The 16,487-nt window shown below is 62.3% G+C and carries 14 protein-coding genes and 1 pseudogene; 11 read left to right on the top strand and 4 right to left on the bottom strand.

Features of this window, described 5'->3' with window-relative positions; all coding sequences use genetic code 11:
- Nucleotides 1-91: 91 nt before the first annotated feature.
- A complete protein-coding gene (locus tag I4U41_RS07780) occupies nt 92-1,306 on the bottom strand; it encodes an epoxide hydrolase family protein (protein WP_206860585.1) in 1,215 nt (404 codons plus the stop codon).
- Nucleotides 1,307-2,092: 786 nt separating this feature from the next.
- Between I4U41_RS07780 and I4U41_RS07775 the strand changes: the two genes are divergently transcribed.
- From I4U41_RS07775 to I4U41_RS07755, 5 genes are all read left to right on the top strand, one after another.
- Nucleotides 2,093-3,052, top strand: coding sequence for a YeeE/YedE thiosulfate transporter family protein (locus tag I4U41_RS07775; RefSeq protein ID WP_206860584.1), 960 nt, complete (start codon nt 2,093-2,095; stop codon nt 3,050-3,052).
- 83 nt (nt 3,053-3,135) lie between these two features.
- Nucleotides 3,136-3,366 carry an antitoxin Xre/MbcA/ParS toxin-binding domain-containing protein gene (locus tag I4U41_RS18640; RefSeq protein ID WP_425492567.1) on the top strand — a complete coding sequence of 77 codons (231 nt, stop codon included), beginning with the start codon at nt 3,136-3,138 and terminating at the stop codon, nt 3,364-3,366.
- A gap of 692 nt (nt 3,367-4,058) precedes the next feature.
- Nucleotides 4,059-5,576: a Mu transposase C-terminal domain-containing protein gene (locus I4U41_RS07765; RefSeq protein WP_206860582.1), complete on the top strand. Its 1,518-nt coding sequence runs from the start codon at nt 4,059-4,061 to the stop codon at nt 5,574-5,576.
- Nucleotides 5,573-6,148, top strand: coding sequence for a TniB family NTP-binding protein (locus tag I4U41_RS07760; RefSeq protein ID WP_206860581.1), 576 nt, complete (start codon nt 5,573-5,575; stop codon nt 6,146-6,148). The genes I4U41_RS07765 and I4U41_RS07760 overlap by 4 nt, the downstream gene beginning before the upstream one ends.
- The gene (locus tag I4U41_RS07755) at nt 6,099-6,443 is read left to right on the top strand and encodes a hypothetical protein (RefSeq protein ID WP_206860580.1); all 345 of its coding nucleotides are present in this window, start codon (nt 6,099-6,101) and stop codon (nt 6,441-6,443) included. Before I4U41_RS07760 ends, I4U41_RS07755 begins: the two co-directional genes overlap by 50 nt.
- A 967-nt stretch (nt 6,444-7,410) precedes the next feature.
- Here the strand turns inward: I4U41_RS07755 and I4U41_RS07750 are convergent.
- The 3 genes and pseudogenes from I4U41_RS07750 to I4U41_RS07740 form a co-directional block, all read right to left on the bottom strand.
- Nucleotides 7,411-8,238, bottom strand: coding sequence for a DUF6216 family protein (locus I4U41_RS07750; RefSeq protein WP_206860579.1), 828 nt, complete (start codon nt 8,236-8,238; stop codon nt 7,411-7,413).
- Nucleotides 8,239-8,283: 45 nt separating this feature from the next.
- Nucleotides 8,284-8,673: pseudogene (locus I4U41_RS07745) on the bottom strand (tyrosine-type recombinase/integrase); the annotation flags it as partial.
- A gap of 665 nt (nt 8,674-9,338) precedes the next feature.
- Complete coding sequence (locus tag I4U41_RS07740) at nt 9,339-10,385, bottom strand: helix-turn-helix transcriptional regulator (RefSeq protein WP_206860578.1); 1,047 nt, start codon at nt 10,383-10,385, stop codon at nt 9,339-9,341.
- 302 nt (nt 10,386-10,687) lie between these two features.
- Between I4U41_RS07740 and I4U41_RS07735 the strand changes: the two genes are divergently transcribed.
- The 6 genes from I4U41_RS07735 (at nt 10,688) to I4U41_RS07710 (ending at nt 16,373) form a co-directional block, all read left to right on the top strand.
- The gene (locus I4U41_RS07735; RefSeq protein ID WP_206860577.1) at nt 10,688-11,191 is read left to right on the top strand and encodes a hypothetical protein; all 504 of its coding nucleotides are present in this window, start codon (nt 10,688-10,690) and stop codon (nt 11,189-11,191) included.
- A gap of 81 nt (nt 11,192-11,272) precedes the next feature.
- The gene (locus I4U41_RS07730; RefSeq protein WP_206860576.1) at nt 11,273-11,743 is read left to right on the top strand and encodes a 2,4'-dihydroxyacetophenone dioxygenase family protein; all 471 of its coding nucleotides are present in this window, start codon (nt 11,273-11,275) and stop codon (nt 11,741-11,743) included.
- A gap of 426 nt (nt 11,744-12,169) precedes the next feature.
- Nucleotides 12,170-14,551 (top strand): arylsulfatase, encoded by a 2,382-nt coding sequence (locus tag I4U41_RS07725; RefSeq protein ID WP_206860575.1) that lies wholly within the window; start codon nt 12,170-12,172, stop codon nt 14,549-14,551.
- A 70-nt stretch (nt 14,552-14,621) separates the two neighbouring features.
- On the top strand, nt 14,622-15,110 hold the full coding sequence (locus I4U41_RS07720; RefSeq protein ID WP_206860574.1) for a phosphate-starvation-inducible PsiE family protein: 489 nt from the start codon (nt 14,622-14,624) through the stop codon (nt 15,108-15,110).
- Nucleotides 15,110-15,856, top strand: a complete 747-nt coding sequence (locus I4U41_RS07715) for a hypothetical protein (RefSeq protein ID WP_206860573.1) — start codon at nt 15,110-15,112, stop codon at nt 15,854-15,856. The genes I4U41_RS07720 and I4U41_RS07715 overlap by 1 nt, the downstream gene beginning before the upstream one ends.
- A 55-nt stretch (nt 15,857-15,911) precedes the next feature.
- Complete coding sequence (locus tag I4U41_RS07710) at nt 15,912-16,373, top strand: YMGG-like glycine zipper-containing protein (RefSeq protein WP_206860572.1); 462 nt, start codon at nt 15,912-15,914, stop codon at nt 16,371-16,373.
- The last annotated feature ends 114 nt before the right edge of the window (nt 16,374-16,487 follow it).

Here is a 16,487-nt window from a genome sequence, read left to right as displayed (position 1 = left end):
TCCTCCGACGGCGAACCGCTGCCACGCAGGGGGGGCAGATATGACGCAAGAGGCGGCCGGAGCGAAGAGCTGCCGGCCGCCCGTGTTTGACTCAACCGCGCAAGGTCTTGAATCCTTCCCTGACGTCCTGGGAAAGCAGGGCAGGTTGTTCCCAGGCCGCAAAATGGCCGCCCTTGGCGGGTCGGTTGTAGTACACAAGCTGCGGATACGCCTTCTCGGCCCAGCTCTTCGGCGAGGTGTACAGCTCGTCGGGGAACGCGCTGACGGCGACGGGAATCGTTACGCCCTTCGTCGAGAAGTAAGGCGTCTTGTTTTCCCAGTACAGCCGTGCTGCGGAGATCGGCGTGTTCGTGAGCCAGAACAGTGTGATGTTGTCGAGCACGTCGTCCGGCGTGAGTCCTTCGGGCGTTCCGTTGATCGAGCGCGCGATCATTTCGTAGCTCTTCGGGTCGTGGTCGAGCATGTAGGCAGCCAAGCCCACGGGCGAATCCGACAACCCAGTAAGAGTTTGCGGCCGATCGCCCATCTGGATCGCGTAACCGATGTGCTTGTAGGTGAAGGCCAGCTGCTCGCAGCACTTTCTTTCTTCTTCCGAGAGGCCTTCGGGGATCGGCTCTCCGCGGAACAGCGATTGGTCGAGATCAGGAGGCACCACGCCGGGCATGTTGGTATGGATTCCGACCAGACCCGGCGGCTTCTTGAGGGCCATCAGGTCCACCACGACCGCGCCCCAGTCTCCACCCTGCGCGCCCCACTTCGTGTAACCAAGCCGTTTCATCAACTCGTTGTAGGCGTCCGCGATGCGTGGAGGGTTCCACCCCGTCGTGGTCGGCCTGCTGGAGAAGCCGTAGCCCGGCATCGACGGAATGATCAGATGAAATGCATCCGCCTCGGTGCCGCCGTGTGCGGTCGGATCCGTGAGCGGGCCGATGAGCTTCATCTGTTCGACGAACGATCCCGGCCAGCCGTGCGCGACAAGCAAGGGCAGGGCGTTCTCATGCTTCGACTTGGCGTGCATGAAATGAATGTCGACGCCGTCGATGCTCGTAAGGAAGTTGGGGACAGCATTGATCCGTGCTTCCGTCTTGCGCCAGTCGTAATTATTGGCCCAATGGTTCGCCAGCTTCTGGATGACTGCCAGCTGCACGCCTTGGCTCTGATCCTTGACTACTTCGGCGTCAGGCCACCGGGTGGCCTGTATGCGCCGCTTCAGATCGGCGAGATCCGCCTCACTGGCCTGGTACTCGAACGGCCGGACATCGGTGGATGCCGCGGCCTTCGGCTTCTTCTCTGCGACTTCGTTCATGGCTGTCTTCCTGTCTGAGCAACTGAGTAGCCCGAGCGGCGTCGCGGCGATCGTCACCACCGCGGCTCCGCAGAGCCTGCGTCTCGTCAAAAAATCAGGGTGAGAAATCCTCGGCATACGGCCTCCTTTGGCGCGCAGCTACCTGTCACGTGGACGTGGTCCGCGTGCGTGGTCTTTGAAGAACGCTCACTGCGATTTGCTAACCGGAAGGCAACGCGCCCGGCCGCCGCAAACACGAGTTCGCGGCGCATCGCTTCGATCCATGAGGGCGGGCGTACTCCGTACGCGACAAGACTCGATTTCCCTACGCTCGGCGTTCCAGTCCGATCAGTCGTTGCGACTGATGGAACGCCATCTCCACGTGTCTGCCGGCCTAAACTTTCTACGCTCTCGATGAACGGTTCGCAATTGCCGTTCGTCGCGCGTCGATGCTCCGACCGGGTTGGCGTGATACTTGCCAAACGTGATGCTTCGGCATCGCTGCCTTTGATTGGGTCTCCAGCGGAACATGTCGTACGATCTTCGTAATCTCGTGGACGAGACGGCCGCCGAGCTTCTCTCGATAAACCCGTTGGAGTGTTCCAGGTAGCTGGCCGCGACGATAGGGTTAATCGAGCGCAAACCGAGGCAGCTTACGCGCCGCCATCTCCGCCCCGTCAAAGGACATCCACTCGCAACACCGCCTGAGGCACGCAGCGCTGATGTACAGCTGTATAGCAGCTTGACAAGCGTCTCTGCCCAGAACGGAGGAGAGGATGCATCAGCAGTCTGAAACGAGGCTGTGCAATGGATGTCATCGTCGTCATAGTAGGAATGACCTCCATCGGCCTGATGGGGTTTGCGAATCAACGTGGCCCGATATGCACGGTAGGGGCGATACGGGAGATCGTCACGGAACATCGGTTCCTCCGACTCGCGGCGCTGATGGAAGCCGCTCTCTGGGTCGGCGGCGGCTTGGTGGTCCTGGATGGATTGGGCCTCCTTCCACGCGTACCGCATGGGTACCGGATGGGTGCAGCCACGGTTGCCGGAGGCGCGGTGTTCGGCCTAGGCTCCTTCATTAACGGCACCTGCGCCATTGGCACAATTGCCCGTATTGGTGCAAGACACTGGTCCTACCTTGCGACGCTCGTAGGCTTCGCTCTTGGCAGTATGGTGATGGGCTGGCAGGTCGGTCCCGAGCAACTGGACGACCGCTCGGTAGTTCTCATGGCGTCAGCCTGGCTGATGTCGACGTGCATTGTCCTGCTCATCGCGCGGCTCTTACTGCATGGCCATAGCATCTGGCGTGCGAGCGTTCAACCGATGCGATACGTCTGGTCGCCACATGTGGCAACCACAGTGATGGGGCTGTCGTTCCTCATGGTGCTCGTGACCGTCGGCAGCTGGTCGTATACCGATACCTTGGCCGCGCTGGTACGTGGCACAGCATTCGACTGGGCATTGAGTCTGCTCCTGTTCACCGCATTGTTCGTTGGAGCCTTGATTGGGGGATGGACCACGGACATGTCTGGTAGCAGGCTACCCAAGGGCGCACCTGCGTGGCGCTGCCTGATCGGCGGGATCCTGATGGGAGCGGGAGCGGCATTGGTCCCTGGCGGAAACGACAGCCTGCTGCTTGTTGGAATGCCCTTGCTCCTGCCGTATGCATGGATCGCCTTCGCGAGCATGTCCGTCACGATCTATATCGCCACCGTCATTGCATGGCATGGACGCAGGCAAGCGCCGAACGCTAGTGCGCACTGAAAGTGAAGCATCGGCGTCCCGTAGAGTCAGGCGGCTTGATCGAGTTGAGAATCTTGAGCAGTATCATCTGTGGATTCCGGCGCATGGAAACCAGAATGGGTGCACAGAGTTCAGGTAACAGAGCTGAGCGAGCTCGGCTAGTTCTACTCCGTAAAGCTGAGTCGGTCTTCGGGAATTCAGCCAAGGCAAGGCGATGGCTCGGAGCGTACAGCGCAGTGTTAGGGGCGACACCGTTAGCGCTGTCGAGCTCCAAGCAAGGCAGGCGCTTGGTCTATGACGAACTCACCCGAATCGACCACGGAAACTTCACCTAAGCACGATCGACGGCTAAAGAGTTATCGCGCTGCCCCAAGGGTGAAGCGCCTTAAGGCGCGTCCGCTTGACGGTTTTGCCACATTTGAGTGCACGCCAAATGCCCATTTTTTGGGCGGAAAATGCGTCCGATCATCGGCCGGCAGGCTAGAAAGCTAGTCCATGACGCGCTACAAATAGGTGCTTTGTCTCGCCATTGATCCTTCCAACGGCGGAGGCCTATCGGTTAGATCGTATGGATGCCTAGGGCTAGAAATCAAAACGCCCGAGCGTGCAGGCTCGGGCCCTTGAATCAACCGGTTTGTCCGCCGTTGATCCTAGCCTGCTCGCAACTTCGCCCGTCGTCAAGAGGGCAGGGCGTCTGCGTTCTGGCGAAGCGTGAATTTTGAACAGGGCTCGCGTGCATGCCCCGAAGCCGACGTTCTACGTCGAGCCGGGAAAACTCGTAATGTGCGAAGGACGCGCAGCCAAGGTTGCGGCCGTGTGCGGCGCTGATCGAATCCAAGTCCGCATCTGCGGATCTGGTGAGAGCATATGGGTCACCATCGATGAGATCAGACCCTTTGTCGTCGATTCGCCGACGCCTAGGTCCGTCCTGACCGCTGAGTTCGCGGACCCCAAGCGCGAAGCGAGAGCGAGACAGTGGTGCGACCAGTTATCTGCATTGCCCGCATCTGGGAGGGCGCCTTACGCGATGCGTCTGGCCATCGCGAACCGCATGCATGTTTCTCTACGAACCGTTAATCGGCGATATGCACGCTATCTCGATGATGACAATCCCGCAGCGCAATTGGACGGACTGCGAGGCAATGCACCTGGCTGTCGGATCTTGCAGGTCGAGAAGGAAAAGATCATTGAGCGATCCATTAAGGAGGTCTACCTCAAGCGTGAACGGGGCACCTTGGCCGCGGTGCATGCACATGCCGAATGGCTCTGCCGGTCGGCCGGGCTTAAACCGCCATGCCTCCGAACTACTCGTTCCCGCATCCGCAGTCTTGACCCGCTGCTGACTGCGCGGAGGCGCTTTGGGCCGCACGAAGGCGATGCGCTGCAAGCCCCCTGCGCCCGCGGTCTTGTTGTCCGGCGCCCGCTCGAGATCGTTCAGATCGACCACGCGTTGATGGACGTCATAGTCGCTAGTCCATCATCCCGGCTTCCGATCGGACGACCCTGGATAACGCTGGCGATCGATGTATTCACCCGCTGCATTCTTGGGTACTACATCAGCTTAGACGATCCAAACCAAACCTCGGTCGGCCTGTGTCTGGAGCATGCGTGCTTTCCAAAGAATGCATGGTTGAAAGCGCTCAAGCAAACGCTGGACTACCCCATGTTCGGAAAAATGGAATCCGTCCACTGGGATAATGCAAAAACGTTTAGGGCGAAGGCCATTCGGACGCAGTGTGAACGCATGGGGATCCGCGTCAACTCACGCCCAGTCCGTCGGCCGCACTTCGGAGCGTACATAGAGCGGTACATCGGCACGCTGATGGGTAAGGTGCATATGCTTCCAGGTACAACCTTCTCCAATTCGAGGCGGCGTGGAGATTACGACTCTGAGGCGCAGGCGACGCTGACTTTGACCGAATTGCAGCAGTGGACTGCTCAAGAAATTGCTGGGGTTTATCACAACACGCCACACCGCGGATTGAACGATCGAACCCCTCGCGAGGTATGGGATGAGGCGTGGAGATGTGCCGACGGTCGCGTTCGGTTGCCGCCAGTAATTGCAGACCGCCGAGAGTTCCTCCTCGGATTCCTTCCCTATGAGTACCGCCGAGTTCAGCGAGACGGTCTTCATCTCTTCGGACTCCGGTACTGGGATGCGGCGCTGTCTCCGTTCATCAACAGTCATGTTCGGCACCGCGTTCATTATCACCAGGGAGATCTGTCGTGTGTGTTCCTGAGCTGCAACGGCGACTTCATAGATATTCCTCTTTCGGATCGAACACGCGGACCTTTCTCGATGCTAGAGCTGAAGTTGGCGAGAAAGGATCTTCGTCCCCGGAGGGGAAGGGCCCATGAGGACGAGCTTTTCTTCTCCTTGGAGGCAAAACGAGCACTGATCGACAATGCCGCGGCTGAATCTAAGAAGGCCAGGAAGGAACAAGCGCGTCGCCCGATGAGGCCAGATGTTCGCGCCGCGGCCGCTTCTGTCGACTATGCCTCGGCTGTGACGCCCCTTGATCCAACGAGCGCGGAGGTCCCATGAGTACCTATGCCCATCTCGGCGATCACACCGCGAAACTTGTGAATGAAGCTTTTGAAGTGAAGACGCGTGCAATGCGCACGCTCCCGTTCATCCCGTACGCTGAAGGCGTCGCGCTGCTGAGATGGCTAAGCTTCCTGCGTCGCGTGGATGCGGGTTGCGACCGCCCAAGAAGCATTCATCTGCTGGGCGCGCCTGGTGCTGGAAAGTCAAGGCTCCTCAGCCACTACGCTGGCCTCAACCCTCCTGAAGAACGCAATCCGGCGGGCACCCGACCAATCCCGGTCGCGTTCGTCGAGTGTCCGTCCGATACGAATCCGAAGAGCTTGCGCAGCGGCATCATCGAGCAGTGCCTTCCCGGTTTTGGTGATCTTTCTGCCAACGAGGCTGTCGATTTGCTGGAGTCATACGGCGTACGGCAGTTGCTGATCGATGAGGGCGGGAACCTGCTCAATGGGGGAGCCTCATGTCAGCAAGAATGTTTGTTTGTCGTTTCTGAAGAGAATCACGAATGCCGGAATCACGGTGGCGATTGCGACCACCAATCGGTGGGGGAACGTACTGGAGAAGGATGATCAACTTAAGAGCCGTTTCCGCCGCATCCAGATCAACCCATGGGCGGAATCGATGGAGTTGAGACAGTTCCTGGTTGCCGTTGAACGACAGATTCCGCTGCCGGAGCCATCACATCTCGACGGCATGCCAATAGTTCGCTGGCTAATGGCCCACGGTTACACCTCCATCGGTCCGCTGCTCGATCTCATTCGAGACGCAGCGGGGTTCGCGTTCGAGCGAGGCATGCCCCACATCGACGTCGCGATTCTGGAGTTCGCGGCCGAGTGCACGGTGCCGCCTGACGGCCGGAGTTAACGCCATGCGTAGTATGGCTGATCTACCTAGGTGGGCAACGCCCGGCGTTCGGGAGAGCCGCGCTTCATGGTTATTGGCAACGAAGTCAAAGTTGCCTATCAGTACACGCGCGTGGACACGTTGGTTGGATGCAGACCCGAATGAACCGGAGCGACCGCGCCGTCAGCGGTGGACGGACTTCCCCGACGCGCTGGGCCAGGTGAGGGCTGTGCCGGTAAGCTGGCGCTTGGCGCCAGAGTGGCGCCAAGTCTTTTGTCCCGAGTGTCGAGTCGTTGAGGACGACGGAGTCAGGTGGCCCGTGCGCATCGATTGGTTGGACGCGCGTCGCCTGCGCTGCTCAGACCACTGCCGCCTTCTCGTATACCAGCACCCTCGACTCGTACTGAACCATGCAGATTCGCTGGAAACGCCCCGCATGCGACACGTGGCAGAGCTCTGTGACTGGCTCGACGATTGGGTCAGCCTCGAGTCCTATTGCGCCGCGGCGCTGCCTCCCGAGGAGTGCCTCTGGCGTCGTGACCTGCTGGTTCTGGTCATGCGCAACTGGGGCGTCCAGACCGACTACGGCCCAAGCATCTTTGAATCGTGCGACACGTCGTGGGCGCCCTGGTACGAATCCGCTCGGCCCATTCGCTTCCCACCGGGCCGGCCGACACGCATTGGGCTCATGCCTCCGGGGCAGCGGGTATCGGCGCTATGGGGTGCTTACCTCACCTGGTGCGCACTTGAGGGACAGGGCTCGCCCATCGAGATTCCCGACGCCGGCTGGCACTGGATGATGGGGCGCTGGGAGAACAGGGCGCCGCACCATCGCATCGACCAGATGGTGCGCGCGCGTAGCGCTCTGCCATCTGGGCGCAGGCGAAAGCAGAAGTTTGTCGGAACCACGTTCTCCTGCACTAGGTTGCGGACGAACACAATCGCATCGGGGTCCTTGTTCGATCGAAGCGTTGCATTGAACCTACTCTCAACCAGGTACGGCAGGCGTAACCTCGGCGGCTTTCCGAAGAACTAAGATCTCCGATAGCCGACGCGCGGCTCTACCGCGTCGGAAAGACAGCACGACCATTGCCATCCCCAGGAGGATTGGCATTAGGGCGAGTGCAAAGGTGAGACGTTGTTCGCGCAACATTTCGGTAAGCACGGGCGCCGCCTTTGCGTCGCGCCAAATCCCGCACAGGATGGTCTGGTCTCGTTCGCTGACCCTCGTCGTCGAGGAGCCGCTCGGACAACTGCCGACGTCAAAGCGGCGTGTTCGATCGTCGAGGGCGGGCCCGAACGCGTTCGCACTAGTGTCAGACAGCCACAGCCAAGTTCCGGTCTCCTTCAACGACACCAGCACGTGACGCTGTGGAATGATGACGCAAAAACTCATGGCAATCAGCAGCAACACGCCGAAGCACACCATCTTGACCATCTGAAATGCAGGCTTGGGCAAACGCTTTGCATCGACCGTCAGTTCGGCAGGATTGAAGTAACGCCCCGCCGCGTCGATCAAGGCCAGCGGAATGTTGCCATCCTTTGCCAGGTCGGATATGCGTTGCGCATCGTGCAGCGTGTCCGCTGCGACGCCGGTCATGAAGCGAAACGACATCAGGCTGCTCTGCTCGGCAATGACCCTTCGCACCACCGGGTCGTCCACCTCCTGCTTGCCGACGAACCAACGCCACAGTCGGAGATGCAACACGTGCGTCGAGCCTGTGCGCCACCAAATCAGCACCGCGGTGAGGACAAACAGCAATGCCAACAAGGAAGAGGCATTCGCCGCCAAGGTGGTGAAGGAATCAACGGTCATGCGAGCCTCATCCATGGGGAACCGATGGGTTATCGGCAGGCTATGTCAGGACTTGAGGTCGCCATTGCCGGCCGCCTCGTCTAGTAGCCGTGCCGCCGGGTTGGTCGGCGCCTTGCCGGCGTGGAAATAACCGATAACGCTGGCGGCCGACCGGTGTTCGGTCATGGCCATCAGAGCGGGCAGGGCGACGCCTTGGCGCGCGCCCTCAGTGACGAAACCGGCGCGCAGGCTATGCCCGCCGAAGTCGCCCTCGAGTCCTGCGGCCCGTGCCCGGCGCTGCACGATCGCGCCGACCGCCGCCGGCGACAGGCCTGGTCCGAGGCGCCGCTTCCATAGCCGCCGAAATAGCGGCCCCTCCTGCACGCCGCTCGCGTCCAGCCACGCAGCCAACGCGTCGGCTGCGCGACCTGCGACCGGCTTTTCTGCCGTTGCGCTGGTAATGGGCGGCGGCCTCTCGCAGGGTCAAGGGCGATGTCATCACGTCGCGCGCGAACTGTTCTCGTGTGAGCGTAGGAACGTTCACTTGAACTGCTTCGAACAGTTGTCGGTACGGCCGTCGTGGCTCAATCGCCAGCAACGTGCCGTAGACGTCGAACAGTACCGCTTGCACTACATTCGGGTCGAACGGCGGCACACCCATCTGGCTCCCCTCGATAACACCGACAAACGGCTTCATGACTCGGCAAACGGCAGGGAGGCGAAGTGCGGCCCGCGGCCAACATGGCACCCAACCAGCTTTTGACTCGCATGCGAGAGCGATTGGCCCTGAGTCGACATATTCGCACGACATAACCTCCAAGGTTCTCGATAGCGGTGCGTGGCAAGAGCATACCTCCGACCTATCGGGGCACGCGATGCCCCTGAGGCTCAGCTCCGACGCGACCTGCTCAGCACCTGTTGTCGTGGTTTCGGTATTCGATCGTCAGGTCGCGGCCGTCGGTCCATGCGGTCCTGCGCATGCATGGCTTGCTGAGCGCCGGCAGCAGTCGTTCGGACCCTGACGATTAGGTCAGGTTATCGAAGGTGTACCGTCGACGCGCGTGCTGATTTCCGGCGACCAGCTTGTGCCTTCCTGGAGGCCACTCCTCCTGCGCGACCGTCTACTCCACGATGCCGGACGGGGAGCGGCCGCGTTGCCGGTGTTCGCTTGGCGACATGCCGATCGCGCGCTTGAATGCTCGGCTGAAGTTCGCCGAATCGCTGAAGCCAAGCCGCAACGCAATCTGGGCGACGGTCTGCGCAGGATCCTCCAGCAGCCGGCAGGCGCGCTCCAATCGGACCTCGTGAGACAGTTCGCGGAAGGTCATGTTCTCGCGCCTCAGATAGCGGTCGATCGTGCGGGCCGAAACGTGATTGAGGTGGGCGATGTTCTCAAGCGTCGGAGCCTCCCCTTCGGACTGGCGAAGCACCATGCGCAGGTACTCCACCCAGTCCTGGCTGGTACTCGGCGGGCGTTGGCCCAACGCGTAGCAGCGGCGATCGACATCCTCGACGACGCGTGCGTCTGCAAGCGGCAAAGCATGGTCCATCACCTCTGCCGCCATCACGACGCGAACGCCCGGTAGCGATCCCTCGTCGAAATGGAAGCGCGTCGGTGCCAGCCGATGATAACGCGCGATGTGCGGCGGGGAAGGCATCGCGATGTACACCTCGCAGCTACCGCCGGCTCCCGCAAGCATCAGCCTTATCTGGTTGTCGTGTGCGATCGCCAGCGCCTCCACATAGAAACGCAACATCTCCAGCGGCATCGCCATCGCAGGCGTATAGATCGCCACGCCGCAGCCGGAGGGCTCACGCTGGTAGCGCAAGGTGAAGGTCTCCGTCATCAGATGGTAGTGGCGTACGACTAGCCGCATCACCTCGTCGATAGTGCGGCAGCTGAGCATGCCGAAGCCCAGCAGGTCGTGCGACGTCATCTTGATCAGACGGCCCATCTCGAAGCCGAGATCGCTGCGGCCGGTCAGGCGCCGTGCGCTGGCGATGAACGACTCCATCTCGAGCGGTTCTAGCGTGGCATCCCGCTGATCGAACTTGGCTGCGTCGATGCCGGCCATGCGAAGGAGGGCGGAGGTATCGATGTCCTGCGTGGCGAGCCAATCCCGCAGCAGGACGAGGTAACGGACCGGAACCCTGCGCACGATGCTCATCGATGTTCTCCCGATAGAGAGCTCGAACTGGTGCTGTGGCGAGAAGTGACAGCAAGATGGCCGCCCGAGACATCGCGCACGCCCGCCTCTCCGTTGACGATAAGCATGCCAGGACCCATCCGGCTCTGCGGGACGGGACCGACGTGCTGTCCATCGCCGCCGATTCTAAGACGGCCGATGTCGCGCTCGCTATAGGAGGTGCCATGTCTCAGAAGCACGTCCGGTCCTCGGTCGTCGGCGGTGAAACCCCGCCGTGGATGCCAGGTGTCGTCGGCGCATGGTTGGCCTTCAGGAATCCAGGGATGAGCACGAGCCTGCAACAAGAGATGTCCAACCCGCACAGCAAGAGCTCGCTGCATCGACTGTATCTCGCGTGCCAACGGCGTGCCATGGAGCTCATCCGAGAATCGGCCACCCACGGGGAGCACAGCCTAGACCGTGATACCGCGCAACTGCTCATCGCCGCGATCGAGCGCTTCGACTTCACGTTAACGCCGCAGCTTCCGGGACTGCAACTCGCACGGGGTCGGGACTTCCTTGAAGTGTTCGAGGAGTTCCACCAGGGCGCGCTGCGGGATGCGCGCTACCGGACAGCATTGGCCGCTGCGACCGCCGTGCACGGCGACAGGGCACCTCAGTGGCTGAGAACTGTGCACCAGGACGGCGAGCCCGTCCATGACATCGCTATCGGGAGCGATGCAGGCATGAACGCCGTCATCACTCATCTGGCAAGAGAGCACGAATCCAGGCGGAAATCCACGCATCTCTCGATCGCGACCGGTGGGGAAGTGCTGAGCGATTACTAGGCGTCGGACACGGGACGAGGGTTAGTTTGATTCGGTACTGCACGGCCGGTACCGCTTGGTGAAGCAGTCACGGGAGGCGCCATGTATTACGAACACGTCCGGACCTCGCTCGTCGACGATGAGGCCCTGCCGTGGGTGCCGTTTTCTCCCTACGCCGACAATGTCCTGCTGAAGTACTTTCGACTGGATCCAATCCGAGGCGAGATGATCGTGCTGATCAAGGTTGCGGCGGGGACCGCGCTGCCGCGCCATCGGCATTCGGGAACGGTCATCGTCTACACCATCGAAGGCCGCTGGAAGTATAGGGAGCACGACTGGATCGTTTGCCCCGGGAGCATTGTCTTCGAGACCGCCGCCTCCAGCCACACACCCGAAGCGGTCAGCCGGGGAGGGCGCGTGGTAGCGCTAAACATCGTCGTCGGGGACGTGATTTTCTTTGACGACTCCGAGCGAGTGCTGGCCGTCGAGAACTGGAAGAGCGGACTCCAGCGCTATCTGGCGTATTGCGAGCGTGCCGGCATCACGCCGCGCGACCTGACATCGTTCGAATGAGGGCGCCCATGTGCTAGACGAACAGTGGTTGTCTTCACGACTTGCTATCGGCTCGGCCCCACGGGATCGGAGCGGTCTGCCGCCGCGCCCGTGCGCGCTACGTCACATGCATTCACGAAGCCTTGACGTATCTGGAGGCTATTTAACAGGTCTTCGACGCGGCCTGCACGGTAAGGATACGCGTGTGAGAGACGTACGGACGAGTCATGCACGGCCCGGCATTCGAGCCAGGACGGCACATGGGAAGCCGCAGGCGCGAACAGGCCGGCTGCCTACGCGTGATGACGATTCCGCCGCAGATGCCTGCTTCGCTGCCGGCGCCCTCCGCCGATTGGCGGGCCGAGCGCGCCGCAACACCACGCCGTAGCCATCGAAACGTGACCGGGCATGCCCGGTCTGGATCCGTCATCCGGACAGGAGGATCACATGAAGGCTCCCAGCAAGCGCTTGAAGGTTCGCAGTCTGGCCATCACGATCGGCGCGCTGTTGCTGTCGGCGCCCGCATTCGCCCAGGAGTCGTTGCCTTTCCCGCCGAAACCTTCGGGCAGCAAGGCCGGTCCGACCATCGCCGAGTCGACGTACACGCCGTTGCAGGCCAAGCCGCATCTGCCGGCCAATGCGCCCAATATCGTCGTGATCATGCTCGATGACGTCGGACCCGCGCTGCCCGAGACCTTCGGTGGTGTAATCCACACGCCGACCCTGACCCGCCTGTCAAAGCAGGGCGTTTCCTACAACCGTTTCCACAATGCCGCGATGTGCTCGCCCACGCGCGCCGCGTTGCTCACCGGTCGCAACCACCATCGCGTCGGCAACGGGCAGATCGCCGAACTCGCCAACGACTGGGACGGTTACTCCGGCCGGATTCCGCGCACCTCGGCCACCGCCGCGAAGGTGCTCGGCTACTACGGTTATGCCACGGCGGCCTTCGGCAAGTGGCACAACACGCCCGCGAACGAAACCACTGCGGTCGGCCCCTACGCCGACTGGCCGGCGGGCGAGGGCATCGGCTTCGACTACTTCTATGGCTTCCTCGCCGGCGAATCGTCGCAATGGGAGCCGGCCATCGTCGAGAACACCGTCCGCATCGACCCGTCCCACGGTAAGGAGAACTACCACTTCACCGAGGACATGACCGACAAGACCGTGTCGTGGATGAAGCAGGTCCACGCGCTCACGCCGGATCGGCCCTTCTTCGTGTACTGGGCGCCCGGTGCCGCGCACGGTCCGCACCACATCTTCAAGTCGTGGGCCGATCGCTACAAGGGCAAGTTTGACGGTGGCTGGGACGAGATGCGCGAGGAGGTCTTCGCCCGGCAGAAGAAGCTCGGCTGGATCCCGAAGGACACTGAGCTGACGCCGCGCCCGGACTCCCTCGCTGCATGGGCCGACATTCCCGAGGACGAGAAACCATTCCAGCGCCGCCTCATGGAGGTGTTCGCCGGCTACACCGAGCATGCCGACCACCAGGCCGGTCGCATCCTCGATGCGCTGGACGAGATGGGCGTGCGCGACAACACGCTGATCTTCTACGTGTGGGGCGACAACGGTTCCAGCGCGGAAGGACAGAACGGCTCGCTCAGCGAGCTGCTCGCGCAGAACGGCATCCGCACCGAGATCAAGGACCACATCGCCGCCATGAACGAGCTGGGCGGTCTGGACGTGCTCGGTTCGCCCAAGGCCGACAACATGTACCACGCCGGCTGGGCCTGGGCGGGCTCCACGCCGCATCGCTCCACCAAGCTTGTCGCCGCGCACTTCGGCGGCACACGCACCCCGCTGGTGGTGTCCTGGCCGGGCACGATCAAGCCCGACAGGACACCGCGCTCGCAATTCCACCACGTCAACGACATCGTGCCGACGATCTACGACGTCCTCGACATCACGCCGCCCAAACAGGTCGATGGCATCAGCCAGGACCCGCTGGACGGCATCAGCATGGCCTACACGTTCAACGCGCCGAAGGCGCCGGGGCGAAAGAAGGGCCAGTACTTCGAAATCATGGGCAGCCGCGCGTACTACCAGGACGACTGGATCGCGTCCGTGTTTGGGCCCCGCATCCCGTGGAAGGCCGGGGTGGACCCGGCGATCATGACGTGGTCGCCGAGCAACGACACCTGGGAACTGCACGACCTGCGCACCGATTACTCGCAGGCAAAGGACGTGGCGGCGAAGCATCCTGACAAGGTCGCCGAACTGAAGCGCGCATTCGACAGCGACGCGCAGGCCAACAAGGTGTGGCCGGTCGGCGGCGGCCTGTGGTCGGCGGTGTTCCATCCGGAGGATGCGCCGTCCAACCCTGCCACCGAATTCGCCTTCACCCAGGACGTCATCGGGGTGCCCGAGTTCACCGCGCCGAAGGTCGGCGCGCGCAGCAACCTGGTCACCATCGAGACTGAACTCGGGCCGGACTCGCAAGGCGTGCTTTACGCACTGGGTGCGTTTTCGGGTGGCGTCGCGCTGTGGGTGGATAAGGGCATGTTGACCTACGAGTACAACCTGTTCGAGATCGAGCGCACGCAGCTGGCGTCGTCCGCCCCACTGCCAAGCGGCAAGGTGAAGATCGAGGTCGAGACGCGCAAGGCCGGCACGGAGCACGCAGGGCCGCTTGATGTCGTCGTCCGTATCGATGGCAAGGAAGTGGCCAAGGGCAGGGTGCCGCGTTCGGCGCCGCTCACGTTCACCGCCAACGACGCCTTCGACGTGGGTCGCGACAGCTACTCGCCGGTTTCGCTGGCGTATTTCGACCGCAAGCCGTTCGCGTTCAACGGCAAGATCGACCGCCTCAACGTGCAGTACCTGAAGTAGACGTTCCGCGGACCGGAGACGGTGTACGAACGCCGTCTCTTTCCCGAATGACTGGCCTGGAACCGACGGCATGAACGACCTGTGGCCACGCGAACGTTTCACCCGCGTCTTCGAGAAGATCGCGCTGTCGGGCGTGCAAATGCTCCTGATGGCGCTGATTGTGCTGGGCTTGCTCGAGCTGATCTATCTGCTGGTGAGGGGTATCCAGGCCCACCTGATGGCGATCGGTTCGGTGGGCCAGCTGCACGCGGCGATGCAGCAGGGATTCGCCGGCATCCTGCTGATACTGATCGGCCTGGAACTGATCGAAACGGTGCGCGCGTACCTCCACGGGCACCGGGTGCGCCTTGAGATCGTGATGGTCGTGGCGGTGATCGCGGTCGCCAGGCACATCGTGGACATCGACCTGAAATCCGCCAACGGCGTGACCCTGCTCGGCGTCGCGGCACTGATCCTGGCGCTGACAACCGGCTATTTCCTGGTCCGCCACCGGGCAAGGACCGACCGGACCACGGGCGCGGCGACCGCGCCCGGCCCCGACCGTGAGGAGATCGACTGATGAGCAGGCTATCGAAACATCCGGCGGCCGCGGTCGCCGCGCTTTGCATCCTGTGCGCTTCCTTTCCTTCACGGGCCGCGCAGGACGAGGAATGGGAATGGATGGTCGCGCCGTACCTGTGGGCGGCCAGCATCGGCACGGACCTGCGCACCGGCCAGCCGCCGGCGGAAACCGACACCTCGTTCTCGGACATCGTCGACAAGATCGACGGCGCCTTCCAGGTTCACGCCGAAGGCCAGGGCGAACGGTTCGGCATATTCGCCGACTACATCTTCCTAGGGCTCGAGGACGACAAGGATTTCACGCGCATCCGGACCCAGTCCGACCTGGATTCGCAACTGTTCGAACTGGCTGCCGTGTGGAGTCCGGGCGAAGGGCGCTACCGCGGACTCGACGTCTTCGGCGGCCTGCGTTACGTCGACGTGGACCTGAAGGTCCGGTTCGATCCGGTAAATCCCGTATTCGTGCCGTCGGAGCGCAACATCGACAAGTCCTACAGCGACTTCATGCTCGGCGCGCGCTACACGTGGGCCTTGTCGGACCGGTGGGGGCTGACGTTGCGCGGCGACGGTTCCTTCGGCGACACCGAAGGGACGTGGAATGCCAGCGCCTTCGCGCAATACCGCGTGAAGCACGGCGCATGGCTGTTCGGCTACCGCTACCTGTCGGTCGAAGTGGAAACCGGAAACAGCAGCACCGACATCACGTTGAACGGGCCGGTGGTCGGCTTCGGATTCGTGTTCTGACCGAAGCTGGCGCGGCGAGGGAACCCTTGTGGATGTTCCGATCAGGAGGTGTGGAATGCGTACCGCTTCATGTCTCGCGTTTGCGTTCCTGGCAGCAGTGAGCACGTTCGCCTGGGCGCAGAAGCCCGTCGCGTATCCGGCGAAGAACCAGGATGCGACACAGCAGGCCAACGACGACGCACAGTGCCTGGCTTGGTCCAAGCAGACCACGGGCATCGACCCGGCGGCTGCTTCCGCGACGCCGCCGCCGCCGCAGACAGGCCCGCACGGCGAACGGATGGCCGGCGCGTTGAGAGGCGCTGCGGGCGGTGCGGTCATCGGAGAGATCGCCAACGGCGATTCGAGCAAAGGCGCGGGAATCGGCGCGACCGCCGGTGTGCTGGCCGGTGGTGCGCGTGCCCGCCGCAACCATGCGGCCCAAGCCCAGCAGGCGCAAGCGGCGCAAGCGCAGACGATGGACACCTATTACCGGGCCTACGGGGCCTGCATGCAGGGACGTGGGTACACGGTGAAGTGAGTGGTGGACGGGATGCTCAGCGTGAGCAATGCAGACCGCCGCATGCGGATGGCTCGGCTTGATCGGTGTGGCGCGCTGTACCGATAACGCAGAGGCGTCGAGGTTCCTGATCGC

The sequence above is a fragment of the Lysobacter changpingensis genome, from assembly GCF_017308985.1.
In the GTDB taxonomy this organism is placed as follows: domain Bacteria; phylum Pseudomonadota; class Gammaproteobacteria; order Xanthomonadales; family Xanthomonadaceae; genus Lysobacter_J; species Lysobacter_J changpingensis.
Note: the sequence above shows the minus strand (reverse complement) of the source record. Positions and strands in the feature narration are given on the sequence as shown.